We start from the raw sequence: 13,199 nt of genomic DNA, 5'->3' as shown, positions 1-13,199 counted from the left end.
GACCATCGAGTTCCTCGGGATGACGCCGACGATCATCGTGACGCTGGTGGTCGTGTGGCAACTCGTACTGGTCGGCTACACCTTCACGCTCGCGGGGAACGCCGCCGATGAAGCGGTGCGTGCGGGGACGGCGGCAGAACGCGGGGAGCGGCAGGCCGCATGCGAGCAGGCGGGCAAGGACAAGCTGTCGGACGCATGGAAGAGCGGAGCCTCGGTGGACTGCCCTCCGTCCACCGGCTACGTGACGGCTGACGTCCGGCTCCAAGTGCCCGTCCTCTTCCCCGGCACCATCGCCTTCCCGTTCGAGGTGAAGGGCCACGCCGGTGCGGTCGAGGAAGAGGAGGACTGAGATGTCCGACGTCCGGCAGCGTCGCGATCGAGGCCAAGTGGCCATCGAATACCTCGGGTTTCTACCGATCCTGCTCCTGGTCGCCATGGCGGCCGTACAGCTCGGGCTGATCGCGTACACGGCGCAGCAGGCAGGTACGGCGGCCCGGGCGGGGGCGCGCAGTGCCTCGCTGGACGGGCCGAGCGAGCGGGACTGCCGAGCCGCCGTGAGCGACTGGCTGGCAGGGAAGACCACATGCCCGGAATCGGGTGGGGGGGAGGAGGTCACGGTCACCGCCGAGATCACCATCCCGTCGATCTTCCCGGGCAAGGACGACTTCGGAACGGCCCGCAAGACCGCCACGATGCCGCGCGACCACTGAGCGACAGCTAGGAGCACCGCACTCATGAGCCTGCGAGCACGCATCAACACCCCCGAGGAGAACGGCAACCGGGGCGAGGACGGCCACATGGTCGCCTCCTACCGGGCCAAGCTCCTGGAGGAGATCGACCTCGCGGAGATGAGTTCCCTGGCCGCCGCCGAACGCAGGGCCCGGCTGGAGCGGGTGCTGGGGCACATCATCAGCCGCGAGGGCCCGGTCCTGTCGACGGTCGAGCGCGCGCAGCTGATCCGCAGGGTGGTCGACGAGGCACTGGGTCTCGGCATCCTGGAACCGCTCCTGGAGGACGCGTCCATCACCGAGATCATGGTCAACGGCCCGGACGCGATCTTCGTGGAGCGCGGCGGCCGGGTCGAGCAGCTGCCCCTGCGCTTCGCCTCCAACGACCAGCTCATGCAGACCATCGAGCGCATCGTCTCGACGGTCAACCGGCGCGTGGACGAGTCCAACCCGATGGTCGACGCCCGCCTGCCCTCCGGCGAGCGCGTCAACGTCATCATCCCGCCCCTGTCCCTGACGGGCGCCACCCTCACCATCCGCCGTTTCCCGCGCTCCTTCACGCTCCAGGAGCTGATCGGCCTCGGCTCGCTCGACGAGCACATGCTGTACCTGCTGGCGGGCCTGGTACAGGCGAAGTTCAACATCATCGTCTCGGGCGCGACCGGCACCGGCAAGACGACGCTGCTCAACGCCCTCTCCGGTCTCATCCCCGAGGGCGAACGCATCATCACCATCGAGGACTCCGCCGAACTCCAGCTCCAGCAGCCCCACGTGATCCGCCTGGAGTCCCGCCCGCCGAACGTCGAGGGCAAGGGCCAGGTGACGATCCGCGACCTGGTCCGCAACTCCCTGCGCATGCGCCCCGACCGGATCGTCGTCGGTGAGGTCCGCGGCGGCGAGTCCCTCGACATGCTCCAGGCGATGTCGACGGGCCACGACGGCTCGCTGGCCACCGTCCACGCCAACAGCGCCGAGGACGCGCTGATGCGGCTGCAGACCCTGGCGTCCATGTCGGACGTGGAGATCCCCTTCGTGGCGCTGCACGACCAGATCAACAGCGCGGTCGACGTCATCGTGCAGCTGACCCGGTTCGCGGACGGCGCCCGCCGCATCACCGAGATCGCACTGATGGACAGCCACGGCAGCGACCCGTACCGCCTGGTCACGGTCGCCCGATTCAACGCGCAGCCCATGACCTCCGACGGCCGTATCCACGGAGCCTTCGAGTACTTCCCGCTCCCGCGCCGCACCGCCGACCGCCTCTACATGGCGAGCCAGCCCCTCCCACAGGCGTTCGGCATCGCTCGGTCGTCGGACCAGCTAGCCACCCGAGAAGCCAGGTAGGACCGACCGATGCAACTGCAATCGCTCATCACGCTCACCACCGGCGTCACTCTGCTGACCTGCGTCCTGGTGGTCGTCGGCCTGCACTCCTACGCCATGGGCAAGGCACAACGGCAGGCCCTGGTCGACCGCCTGTCCGCCACGGGCCAGGTCCCGGCCGGCGGCCGCCGCCGCAACTTCCGCGGGATCGACCGCCGTCTGCGACGCACCAGGCTCGGCAAGAAACTGGAACTGCGCCTGGCGGCGACCGGCCTGGACATCACACCGGGTGAGTTCTTCGTCTACATGCTCGCCACGGTCGCGGGCCTGTGGCTGATCGGCCAGGCGGCCCTGGCGCCGTTCTTCGGGCCGTTGGCGGGCTTGTTGGGCACGTGGGTGGCCTTCCAGTTCCTCAACTGGCAGCGTCAGAAGCGCATCGAGAAGTTCATCAGTCAACTCCCCGAATTGGCCCGGATCCTCGCCAATGCCACGCAGGCAGGGCTGGCCTTGCGTACGGCCATCGGAATGGCGGCGGAGGAACTGGAGGCCCCTGCGGGTGAGGAGCTGGCCAAGGTTTCCGCACAGTTGGCGGTGGGCGCCCCCCTGGACGACGCACTGGGGGAACTGGCGGACCGCCTTCCGTCCCGCGAACTGGTCGTTCTCGTCACCACGCTGATGCTGTCGAACAGGGCAGGCGGGCAGGTGGTGAGCGCCTTGCGGAACCTGACGGAGACGTTGGAGGAGCGGAAGGAGACGCGGCGCGAGGTTCGGACGCAGTTGTCGCAGGTGAACATGACGTCATACGCGGTGCCGGTACTGGGCGTGGGCGCCTTGTTCATGTTGAACGCCATCAATGACGGTTCGCTCGACCGTATGACGGGGTCGCCGATCGGTCAGGCCTGCGTAATCATCGCATTCAGTCTGTATGCCATCGGTTTCTTTCTCATTCGCCGCCTGTCGCGCATCGACGTCTGAACCACCGAGCCGAAGGAGAGGGAGCGCCACATGGGACTTCTGCTGGCACTCGTCATGGGCCTCAGCGTGTGGGGCGCCATCGCCGGCATCCGCATGTACCGAGCGGAAACGCAGCTCCCCGGCGACTTGGCGGTTGCTCTGGAGATCGGTGGATCCCGCACCAACGCCGTGGGGTCGCTCGTCGACCGGCTCGGCATGCGGTACGCGCCCTCCGTGCTGCGGTTGATGGGGCCGCAGCGGGTCGCGAAGTACCGGCGAAAAATCGACCTCGCGGGTAACCCCGGAGGCCTCACGATCGACCGGTACGCGTCCAGGCGCGCTGTGTACGGGGCGATCGGCGGCCTGGGCTGCTTCATCGCACTGACCAAGGGCAGTCTCTTCGCCGCGCTCCTGATGTTCGCCTTCGCCGTCTTCTGGGCCGACGTCGGGATCTGGTCCGCGATCCGCATCCGCAAGGACGCCATCGAGCGGACGCTGCCGGACTTCCTCGACGTACTCGCGGTCGTCGTCAGCGCAGGGTTGGGCTTCCGTCAGGCGCTCGATCGGGTGGCCTCCAAGTACGAGGGGCCTTGGGCCGACGAGCTCCGGATCACTCTGCGTCAGATGGATCTCGGTATGAGCCGCCGTCAGGCCTTCGACGAACTGCGCAGGCGCAATGACTCGGAGCAAGTGGCCATGTTCGTGACGGCGCTCCAACAAGGCGAGGAACTGGGCGCACCGATCGTGGACACGCTCGTCGCGCTTGCGAAAGACATGCGTCGCACGGATGCGCAGAACGCCCGTCGCAAGGCTGCGCGCGCGGTCCCGAAGGCAACACTGATGATCACGACCTTCATGGTTCCGGCCACGATGATCCTCCTCGGCGCGGGGATGCTGCTTGGCTCCGGGACGGACTTCAGTTCCATCACGGGCGAGTAGGACGTGGGTGACGGCATGTCGACGACATCGGAACGCACCAAACTGCTGCGCCGCCGCCCCAAGACGCCGGAGATCACCACTCCACCGACAGGCACGGTCCTCCCTGCCCACGTGAGGACGGGTGCGCCCGACATCCCAGTGACGTCCGCGACGCCCGCACTCCCGCCGGGCTGGGTCCGCGCGGACACCTCGGTGGCCACAGGGCTCACCGGGTCGGCCGCCTGGCGGCCGGAGGCAGGAGGCGAGGTCAAACCCGGGCGGACGGTGCGGATCCGGAAGGGGGAGAGCGGGGGAGAAAGCCACCGGCACGAGGTGCCGCATCTCGAGCGGTCGCCCGAGGCAGTGGCACCCGCGCAGACCGGTGAGGCGCCGGCGGGACGGCCAACGACGACGGGGCGCGGTGACGACCTGGCGACACATTCCCACGGTGGGGCTACCGTCGATGGCACTCAACGTTCCCAATGGCCCGCAGCTCTGACAGCAACACCGGAAACCGCCACCATTCCCATCCAGATCAACGCCCTCCAGGCACTGTGCCGACAGGTCTTCGGTTTCCGCCTGGCGATGATCGCCCTGGCAGCCCCCGCGGCCCTCGTCAACGCCGGCCCAGGGCTGAGCACTCGCCTGGTCGGCATCGCTGTGGTCGTCACCTTCATGGCCTCGTACGTCCTCTTCAGGGACTGGGAGCGCTTCGGGCCCCTGCTCCTCCGTCATCCTTCCCTGCTGGCCCTTGACACTCTCTTCGGCTCCCTGCTCCTGATCTCTGCGGGCCCGGACACCACTTTGGCGTACGTCAGCGTGTGCACGCCCCTGCTCGCAGGCCTCGTCTACGGCTGGCGCGGCGCAGGTGTCTTCGCCTCGCTCCAGTCACTGGTCCTCCTATTGGTCCACGCGACATCGCCTGGCGTACACGCCAGCATCGCTGAGTCGTCCCTCTTGCCCGGCCTGTGCGTCATCGCCGGCGCGGTCGGTTCCAGCCTCCGCAACCTCATGCTCCGCTTCGGCGCGGCCACCCAGGCCCTCACCACCGTCCAGGCCCGCCTTGCCGTGACGGAAGCGGTCAGCGCCGAACGAGCCCGCCTGGCCCGCGAGATGCACGACTCGGTCGCGAAGACCCTGCACGGCGTGGCCCTGGCCGCCGACGGCCTGACCACCTCGGCGAACGCCGACCGCATGGACCCGGCCCTGGTGAGACAGCAGGCAGCACTGGTCGCCCGTTCGGCCCGCCGGGCCGCCGCGGAGTCCCGGGAACTCCTGGCCGACCTGCGCCGCGAATCGGACCCGTCCCAGGCCACGAACGTCCTGGTCGAGCTGGCCGCCCGCACCCGCGACTTCAGCACCCGCACCGGCCTCCCGGCGGTCTACCGCCCCACCGGCGCTCACGCTGTACCGCCCGTCCCCCCGGCCGTGGCCCGCCAACTCCTCACCATCGCCTCGGAGGCCATGGAGAACGCCCACCGCCACGCCCACCCCACCCGCGTCGACGTCAGCGCGGGCGTCCACGGCGACCTGCTCCGCATCAGCGTCTACGACGACGGCCGCGGCCTCCCGCCGGGCACCACCCTCGAACAACTCCGCCGAGCGGGCCACTTCGGCCTGGTCGGCATGGTCGAACGCGCCGCCTCGGTCGGCGCCCGCATCCGTATAGGCCGCGGCGGCCACCCCCAGGGCACGGAGGTCCGCCTGGAACTCCCCCTGGCCGCCCTGACCACCCCCACCGCATGACCCCACGACCCGAGAGGAGGCCCTGATGCCGGACCAGACGCCCCACCCGACCGGCGCCCTGCAGCCGCCCCCGCCCCACCCGACCGGCGCCCCGCAGCCGCCCCCGCCCCACCCGTTCGCCGACCTCCCCCAACCGGCACAACCGGCCCGTCGTCTCCGGGTCGTCGTGGCGGACGACAATCCGGTCGTCCGGGCCGGCCTCACCGCCCTGCTCTCCGGCCGCGCGGACATCGAGGTCGTGGCGGAGGCCGCCGACGGCCGCCAGGCCTACGAGGCCGCCCAGCAGCACCGCCCTGACGTCGTCCTCCTGGACGTGCGCATGCCCGGCGTGGACGGCATCTCGGCCCTGCCCTACCTCGTGGGGATCGCGCCGGTGGTGATGCTGACCTACAGCAGGGAGTCGGAGGTCGTCCAGGAGGCTCTGCGCCGGGGAGCGGGCGGCTACCTGGTCCACGGCGAGTTCACGGCCGACCAGCTGGTCGATGCCGTACGGGACATCAAGGAGGGTCGGCCCCATTTCACCCCCACGGCGGCGGGCGCCCTGCTGGCCCAACTCCGCCAGGACCGGGCCCCGACCCCGCCCCTCCCTGGGCGCCTGGGGCGGTCATCGAGTGCGACTGCATACGGACTTTCCGCTTCCGCCCAATCGTATATGCAGACTCAATCATCCGCTCCACCAGTGCATTTCAGCGGGCCTTCACACTCTTCTTCAGAAAACCTTTCGCAAGTGCAACCGCATGTGGGACAGTCTTCGTCTGAGTGGACGAGTGGCCGTCCGGCCGCTCCCGACAGGTCGCGGTTCCAACTGAGCACGAGGGAGGCGGAGATCATGGACCTCATCGCGTCCGGCATGAACAACCAGCAGATCGCCGCCACGTGCTTCATCAGCGAGAAGACCGTCAAGAACCACATCAACCGCATCTTCGCCAAGCTCCACAGCACCAGCCGCTCCGAGGCCGCCGCGAAGTGGATCGGCACAGCGCCGGACACGCGTCGGGGACTGGGGTGACCTCCGGTGCCGCGATGGGGGAACAACCCGTTGGGCCCGAGCGATTGGGCCCGGAATTGGGCCCTGGGGCCCTCTGGCGGACAGTGCGTCCCGCCGTACGTTCCTCGTGTCGAGAACGACACAGCCGCAACCGGAGGGGAACACCATGAGCGACCTGATGCTGAAGACCGCCGTCGCGACCAAGGTCCGTGTGAACGGCTGGAAGAACACGACGGTCGAGGCGATGCAGCGCCGCGCCGACGACAAGGGACAGACGGCGGTCGAGTACCTCGGCATCATCGCAGTGGTCGTCGCGATCGTGGTTCTGATCGCCTCGACGAACATCGGTCAGACGATCGTCAACAAGCTGACCACGCAGATCAACAAGGTCGCCCCTTGATCCGACCTCACCGGTACAGCGACGCAGGGCAGGCATTCCCCATCTACATCACTGTGGTGGGGAGCCTGCTCTTCCTCGCGTTCGCGTACTTTGCGGTCGGCCAGGCCGCGGTCAATCGGAACGGCGCCCAGACGGCCGCGGACGCGGCGGCTCTTGCGGCGGCGCAGGACAGGCGGGACCAACTCGCCGGGGCGTGGCTGAACGACGTACTCGACCCGGCGAAGTGGCAGGACATCTTCAACGGCAACGCCGAAGCAACCGGCGAGTCGTGCTGGCGGGCACATCAGCTGGCCGAGTGGAACGACGCCCGAGTGCTCGGCTGCAATCCGGAGGGCCTCCTCGGTTACACGGTCGAGGTCGAGACCAATAAGCCCGTAGGGGAGTCGATCGTCCCCGCCACGGCGGAGCGAAAGTCACACGCCTTCGCCACTGCCGTGATCGAGAAGCGCTGCACGTTCGACCCGCCTGCTGCGGATGCGGCCGAGGACGTACTGCCGCGGCTCTCCTGCAAAGGCGTGCATTGGGACCTGAAGCCGGGCGACCCTCCAGAGACTCTTCCGAAACCCGAGGACCTCTTCGACGTCCATCTGGCCGACTGACAGCGAACGACGAGTTGAAGGAAGCAGAGTAATGAGCATTCGGTTCACTACGAAGGTCCGCACGGGGGCTGTCGCCTTGACCGTCGCGGCCGGAATGGCTGTGGCCGGCTGTGGAGGTGGTGGCGGCGATGACGAGAAGCCGAAGCCTTCGGCATCCGCCTCCAAGGCCAGTGGATCCAAGCCGAGTGCTCAGGAGGGCCAGGACAGTGAGCCCTTGGCCGAGGTGAAGGGGCCGAGCGGCCTCCTTCTTCAAATCGATTCCGCGGAGCGCGACTCCGGTGGGTTCATCACTGTGAACGGCAACTTGAAGAACGACGGCTCCGACATTGTCACGATCCCGGCCGAGCTGAGCGGCAACGAGACCGAGATCATTAACAATGGCAGGTCGTTCGGAGGTGCCACGCTCGTCGACTCGAAGGGCAAAAAGCGGTACTACGTGCTGCGTGACACGGATGGGCGCCCTTTGACGACCACGGGCTTCTCGGCACTCAAGGCCGGGGAAGCCATGGCTGTGTTCCTGCAGTTCCCCGCGCCCCCGGCGAGCACGACCGAAGCCACTTTCCAATTGCCGCTGTTCCCGAGCGCGCTCATCAAGATCTCTGGGTGAGGCGCACTGTGACCAGTACACCAGCCTCGGGCCGCGTGGCGGCGCAGCGCCTCTCTCTGATCGTCACTGCCGCTGCCCTCGTGATCACCACCCACCTCAACGTCGCAGTGAGCGCCCACGCCGACGAAGGCCCCAGCGTCCCTCCGGGCACCGAACCCTCCGCCAGCGCGCCGGTCAAGGTCGACCCCAACGACCCGGACCTGAAGCTCCCCGAGGGCGCCACTCTGGCCGCTGCCAAAGTCCTCGACATCAAACAGGTCGTAGAAGACCAAAGCGGCGACGAACGCCGCGAAGACACCAACGCCGACGTCAAGTTCGCCCTCCAGGCCGAGGTCCTCTTCGGCAAGGACAGCGCGAAACTCAGCGGCGAGGCAAAGGCCCGTATCTCCGCGATCGCCGAGGAGATCAAGACGCAGAACGCGACGAAGATCCGCGTCTTCGGTTTCACGGACAACCTCGGCTCCTCGGCACACGGCGACGTCCTGTCCAAGAAGCGCGCAGATGCCGTACAGAACGTCCTCGACCAGGAACTGACGGACTCCAACGTCACGTACGAGGTCCGCGGTTACGGCGAGCAGTACCCCATCGCCGACAACTCCTCGGAATCCGGCCGCAAGAAGAACCGCCGCGTCGAGGTCTCCTTCCCACGCACAGAGAGTTGAGTCACCGAAAGTGGGCCCGGGGTTGGGGCCACGGGCCCATGCGTGAGTGATCGACCTTCCTTAGCCTCGGCTCGATGTCCGTCTTGAACGGCCGTTTATCGAGCTGAGCTGAGGTCACGCATGTCCCCTGCCGGTAGCCCGATACCCCCGAACGGGATGTGGGGTGCACAGAACAGCGCTTACTGGGACCGGCGTTCCCCGTTGCCGAGGGAGCTGGGCTGGGCGCAGGTACTGCTGTGGGTGCAGTTCGCGCTGACGGTGCTGTACGTGGTCACCGTGCTGTCGGTGGTGACGTACTACTCCGGGGAGATCTTCGGGATCCTGGTGTACGACTCGCTGCCCAGCGTGGCCGGGGTCTACCTGGCCCGGCGCCTGTGGCGGGGCGGGGTGTGGACGAGTCGCGCTCTGATCGCCGTACAGGCGTGGATCGTGTGGCTGTCGTTGGGCACGCTGTTGCACGGTGATCTGCGGGGCATCACGCAGGCGGCGATGCCGGTGGCGGTCATCGTGCTGTTGCGTCGGGCCCGGTCGCGAGAGTGGTTCGAGAGCGCTCCGCAGGACAGGGAGGAGCGCCGGGCGTTCAGCCTGGCGAGGATGATCCGCTGGCGGCGGGACGAGGGCCAGACCGCGGTGGAGTACGCGGGGCTCATAGCGGTCGTCGCCGCGATCATCGTCGCGCTGTCGGTGGGCGGCCTCGGCGGGCGTATCGCCGACGGCATCCAGTCGGCGGTCTGCTCGGTGACGGGCACGGCCTGCCCCGCTCCGCAGGGCGATGGTGCGGAGACGGGTGCGGAGGCGGGTGCGGCCGGGGACAACGACGCCGGGCAGCCGGGTGGTTCGGACACCGGCGCCGACGGTGGCAATGGCGCGGGCCCGGACGGCGGTGCTCACGCGGACGGTGGTGCGGGCGCAGACGGCGGTACGGGCACGAACGGCGATGCGGGCGCCCAGGGAGACTCGGGCACCCAAGGCGGTGCGGGTGGCCAAGGCGGCTCGGGCACCCAGGGTGGTACGGGCACCCAAGGCGGCTCGGGCACCCAAGGCGGCTCGGGCACCCAAGGCGGCTCGGGCACCCAAGGCGGGTCGGCCACCCAGGGTGGTGCGGGTGGCCAGGGAGGCACGGAGGCCGGCGGCGGCACGAGCACAGGCACGGGCGTTGGTGACACGGGCGGCAGCGGCATCCCCGCGTCGGCCCAGATCATCACCTACGAGGGCGCGGGCCCGAACGACACGGTTCCGCTCGCTCCGGGACCGTTCGAGGACAGGTCCCTCTGGGACGACGTACATGACCAGGAACGCCACGACAGGACGTTCATGGACCATGTCCGGGGCTTCTTCGTGGCCCCGACCAAGAGCTTCCTGGCCAGCACCATGGACGTCGTCAGCGACCCCGTCGGCTCGGTCAAGGACACCTGGAACGGCCTGAAGGGCTACACCACGAACTGGTGGGGCGACAAGGCCGACGAACTGGGCGAGGAGTGGGACAAGGGGAATTACCTCTCCTCCGTATGGGGCTGGGTCAACTCGCCCGAGGACTTCGTGTCCGACCTGGCGATCGACACGTTCGTCGACAAGGAGAACTGGAAGAAGGGCAACTACGGCGCCTCCATCGGCAACACCGTGGTCAACGTCGTCGGCATCTTCAGCCCGAAGACCATCACGAAGTTCACCAAGTTCAAGAATCTGGCCGAGGTCGGTGAATCCCTCGACAAGGCGGCGGACGCGGCGGGGAAGGCCCGCGAGGCCGCCAAGGCGGGCGATGCCGAGGGCGCTCGGAAGGCGGCGAAGGATGCCGACGAGGCGGCGGACGCGGCCGAGAAGCAGGCCCGCGAGTCGGGCTGCACCATCGCGGCGCCGGCTCGCCGGATCCCGTACGGCGGCACCCCACCTGGGACCGCCACTGGCCTCTCCACCGGCTCCTCCGGCACAGGCACCACGATCCTCGCCACCGGCCCGTCCGGCTCCCCGTACGTCGTCCTCGCCCAGGACGGCTGCGACGAGGAGGCCAAGCAGCAGGCCCAGGACGCTCGCAAACAGGCTGACGAGGCGGACAGGGCCGCAGACGGGGCCGAGTTGGCGGATCGCCATGAGGCCGCCACGAAGGCACTCGACGACGAGGGCGTCCAGCACGCACCGCGGAAGATCGACGAGTTCGTTCAGCGGGCAAAGGACGACCCGGACCCGGACAAGAAGGAGATCGGCAAGGAGGATGCGGCCCGAGCGCTCGACGACATCTCCAAACTGGCAAGGACGAAGAGCATCTCCAAGGAGGCACGTTCGTCGCTGACCAGCAAGGTCACGAACGCCAAGAACACCGACGAACTCAGCCAGGCACGTGCTGAGCTGAACGCCGTCCAGCGGGCTGCCGACAGCGAGGCAGCACCTGGGACGACCGTGCACACCGCTGTCGGCAAGGACTTCGGCAAGGAGAACGTCGATCTCGGCAACGGCGAAACGGTGAACATCTCCGAGATCAACGACGCCGACGTGCTCTATCGGGGCAAGGACGGCAAAGTCCACGCCGTGGAGGTCAAGAACACGGGTAACGCCACCATCAAGGCCGACTTCGAACGGCAGGTCGAGGATCTGGCCAGTTGGGAGGGGAAGGGCAGCCCAGGCAGGGCTACACGAGTCGAGATCGAGACCACTGAGAAATGGACCAATATCTTCAGCGGCTACAAGAGCGGAAAGCGGGACGGTGTCAAGTACAAGCCTGAAGGGACACCGGCCGGAACAATGGTGAAAAACGGGGTGCCCGTACGGATCGCGGGTACGGACATCTCCCCGAGTCAGCTCAAGCGGATGGAGGCAGAGATCCAGGCCCGGAAGCAGGCTGGGACGATGGAATGGTCCAGGATGAAGAATCCGAAAGAAGCGATGGATTACCTGGGCGTCTCATGACGCCAGCGCCTTGGGAAGCTACCGGGGCACGGACGGAGAGCGACTTGTGGACACCTACCTGCTGCCCGCTGCGATGCGCGAGCTGCCACCGCCTTGGCACGATCTGACATACCGCAGGTCTCAGGCTCTGGAGGCACTTGCCCCTGCGGAGGAGAGACGTGAGCAGGCTCGGCACGTGCTGCGCGCGTGTCTGCCAGACCGACGGCAGAGTGTGCACGACTGGGACGAGGAACTACGGGACTTCTACGATGACCGCGATGACCACACCTTGGATGAGGCAGACGCCTGGTTGACCCGGATCATGCCGACCACTTCCCAGGTCACTCGGGAGCGGGTGGTGCAGGTGGTCGGAGCCTGGGCTGACTTGGGGATTCCCACGGTGCCTGAGCGACCGACCGAACAGTGGGTGGACAGGGTGGCGGCGGAGTGGGCCGCCTCGGTGCGGCAGGCGCTGGCGTACGACGCCTTTGCTTTTATTGAGCGTGCAACCACCGCCGGATTGCTGAACGATGGGGAGGCTGAAGACGCCGCGCTGCTCGCAGCCGCGTTCGTGCGGGTCGGCGTGGCGGTCGAGGCGGCGGTGCGCGTGCTTGTCTCGCTCGGTCGTCCGCGCGGCGAACAGGCCCTGATGGAACTCGTACACGACGACGAGGTCCGGGACTTCCGCCCATATGTGCGTTCCCGGCTTCTCGGGCTGCGCCGTCGGGTGTACGACGTTCGTGCTCGGGAAGTCCCCCGCGACGAGGAACCGCTGCTGCCCGAGGGGCTGCAGGGCCTTCCGTATTCCTGGCAGAACGACTTCGGCTGGGGCGCGACCGCGCCGGATTCACACAGCCTCGCCCAGGCGCGTTCAGCACTGGAGGCGTGTCTGACTGTCGAGCGGGTGCCGGATGACGCGCAGATGTGCAGTGACGCTCCGGCGGACTGCAGTGCCATCGCTGAGGTGGTGCGCGCCCTGATGCCGTACCCACGGCTGGTCACTCGCGAGCGAATGAACGAGGCGTGGCGCGAGTGCCAGTCGTTGGGGTTCGAATTCCGAGGCATCGACGCCGGATACTTCGCCAAAGTCTGGTGCAAAAGGATCGTTGACCGGGTCACCGCAGCCGTCTTCCGCTGGCTCGCCGACCTCCCGCAAGACGGAGGAGCGGCAGGCGACAAGGAACCGGCAGTTCTGTCGGCGACGGCCCTCTGGGCTGCGGATCTCGCCGAGAGGTGCGTCCGGTGCGGCAGCGCGGTACAGGAGGCCATCTGGTTCCTCCACTGCACGGATGACGTGCCGGCCAGCCGGGAAGTACTGGCGCGACTGGCCTTCGACCCGAGCCTGCCGGTCACGACGAGGAACGCCGCGCAGGAGTGGTCGCCATGACGCCCCT

General features: G+C 68.0%; 13 protein-coding genes. All 13 read left to right on the top strand.

The window, feature by feature from the left end; genetic code table 11:
* The first annotated feature begins 19 nt into the window (after nucleotides 1-19).
* The 13 genes from ACZ7EG_RS07100 (at nucleotide 20) to ACZ7EG_RS07040 (ending at nucleotide 13,192) form a co-directional block, all read left to right on the top strand.
* Nucleotides 20-349, top strand: coding sequence for a pilus assembly protein (locus ACZ7EG_RS07100; RefSeq protein ID WP_471074839.1), 330 nt, complete (start codon nucleotides 20-22; stop codon nucleotides 347-349).
* 1 nt (nucleotide 350) lies between these two features.
* Entirely contained in the window at nucleotides 351-710 is a 360-nt protein-coding gene (locus tag ACZ7EG_RS07095) for a TadE/TadG family type IV pilus assembly protein (protein ID WP_471073474.1), read from the top strand.
* A 24-nt stretch (nucleotides 711-734) separates the two neighbouring features.
* The gene (locus tag ACZ7EG_RS07090) at nucleotides 735-2,072 is read left to right on the top strand and encodes a CpaF family protein (RefSeq protein ID WP_471073471.1); all 1,338 of its coding nucleotides are present in this window, start codon (nucleotides 735-737) and stop codon (nucleotides 2,070-2,072) included.
* A 9-nt stretch (nucleotides 2,073-2,081) separates the two neighbouring features.
* Nucleotides 2,082-3,026, top strand: coding sequence for a type II secretion system F family protein (locus ACZ7EG_RS07085; RefSeq protein ID WP_471073468.1), 945 nt, complete (start codon nucleotides 2,082-2,084; stop codon nucleotides 3,024-3,026).
* 30 nt (nucleotides 3,027-3,056) lie between these two features.
* On the top strand, nucleotides 3,057-3,944 hold the full coding sequence (locus ACZ7EG_RS07080) for a DUF5936 domain-containing protein (RefSeq protein ID WP_471073465.1): 888 nt from the start codon (nucleotides 3,057-3,059) through the stop codon (nucleotides 3,942-3,944).
* 15 nt (nucleotides 3,945-3,959) lie between these two features.
* Nucleotides 3,960-5,669, top strand: a complete 1,710-nt coding sequence (locus ACZ7EG_RS07075; protein WP_471073462.1) for a sensor histidine kinase — start codon at nucleotides 3,960-3,962, stop codon at nucleotides 5,667-5,669.
* A 25-nt stretch (nucleotides 5,670-5,694) separates the two neighbouring features.
* The gene (locus tag ACZ7EG_RS07070) at nucleotides 5,695-6,678 is read left to right on the top strand and encodes a response regulator (RefSeq protein WP_471073459.1); all 984 of its coding nucleotides are present in this window, start codon (nucleotides 5,695-5,697) and stop codon (nucleotides 6,676-6,678) included.
* A 145-nt stretch (nucleotides 6,679-6,823) separates the two neighbouring features.
* Nucleotides 6,824-7,057 (top strand): Flp family type IVb pilin, encoded by a 234-nt coding sequence (locus ACZ7EG_RS07065; RefSeq protein WP_471073456.1) that lies wholly within the window; start codon nucleotides 6,824-6,826, stop codon nucleotides 7,055-7,057.
* Nucleotides 7,057-7,656: a pilus assembly protein TadG-related protein gene (locus ACZ7EG_RS07060; RefSeq protein ID WP_471074836.1), complete on the top strand. Its 600-nt coding sequence runs from the start codon at nucleotides 7,057-7,059 to the stop codon at nucleotides 7,654-7,656. The genes ACZ7EG_RS07065 and ACZ7EG_RS07060 overlap by 1 nt, the downstream gene beginning before the upstream one ends.
* A 31-nt stretch (nucleotides 7,657-7,687) precedes the next feature.
* Complete coding sequence (locus tag ACZ7EG_RS07055) at nucleotides 7,688-8,263, top strand: hypothetical protein (RefSeq protein WP_471073453.1); 576 nt, start codon at nucleotides 7,688-7,690, stop codon at nucleotides 8,261-8,263.
* 56 nt (nucleotides 8,264-8,319) lie between these two features.
* Nucleotides 8,320-8,925 (top strand): OmpA family protein, encoded by a 606-nt coding sequence (locus ACZ7EG_RS07050; protein WP_471074833.1) that lies wholly within the window; start codon nucleotides 8,320-8,322, stop codon nucleotides 8,923-8,925.
* Nucleotides 8,926-9,081: 156 nt separating this feature from the next.
* On the top strand, nucleotides 9,082-11,826 hold the full coding sequence (locus ACZ7EG_RS07045; protein WP_471073450.1) for a hypothetical protein: 2,745 nt from the start codon (nucleotides 9,082-9,084) through the stop codon (nucleotides 11,824-11,826).
* A gap of 46 nt (nucleotides 11,827-11,872) precedes the next feature.
* A complete protein-coding gene (locus ACZ7EG_RS07040) occupies nucleotides 11,873-13,192 on the top strand; it encodes a hypothetical protein (RefSeq protein WP_471073447.1) in 1,320 nt (439 codons plus the stop codon).
* Nucleotides 13,193-13,199: the final 7 nt, after the last annotated feature.

Source organism: Streptomyces sp. NPDC037100, from assembly GCF_055606225.1.
This window is presented reverse-complemented; position numbering and strand designations above follow the sequence as displayed.

Bases quoted from the DNA above. Each gene is read 5' to 3' on its own strand.
- ACZ7EG_RS07100 (WP_471074839.1), top strand. From the start codon at position 20: ATGACGCCGACGATCATCGTGACGCTGGTGGTCGTGTGGCAACTCGTA.
- ACZ7EG_RS07095 (WP_471073474.1), top strand. From the start codon at position 351: ATGTCCGACGTCCGGCAGCGTCGCGATCGAGGCCAAGTGGCCATCGAA.
- ACZ7EG_RS07090 (WP_471073471.1), top strand. From the start codon at position 735: ATGAGCCTGCGAGCACGCATCAACACCCCCGAGGAGAACGGCAACCGG.
- ACZ7EG_RS07085 (WP_471073468.1), top strand. From the start codon at position 2,082: ATGCAACTGCAATCGCTCATCACGCTCACCACCGGCGTCACTCTGCTG.
- ACZ7EG_RS07080 (WP_471073465.1), top strand. From the start codon at position 3,057: ATGGGACTTCTGCTGGCACTCGTCATGGGCCTCAGCGTGTGGGGCGCC.
- ACZ7EG_RS07075 (WP_471073462.1), top strand. From the start codon at position 3,960: ATGTCGACGACATCGGAACGCACCAAACTGCTGCGCCGCCGCCCCAAG.
- ACZ7EG_RS07070 (WP_471073459.1), top strand. From the start codon at position 5,695: ATGCCGGACCAGACGCCCCACCCGACCGGCGCCCTGCAGCCGCCCCCG.
- ACZ7EG_RS07065 (WP_471073456.1), top strand. From the start codon at position 6,824: ATGAGCGACCTGATGCTGAAGACCGCCGTCGCGACCAAGGTCCGTGTG.
- ACZ7EG_RS07055 (WP_471073453.1), top strand. From the start codon at position 7,688: ATGAGCATTCGGTTCACTACGAAGGTCCGCACGGGGGCTGTCGCCTTG.
- ACZ7EG_RS07045 (WP_471073450.1), top strand. From the start codon at position 9,082: ATGTGGGGTGCACAGAACAGCGCTTACTGGGACCGGCGTTCCCCGTTG.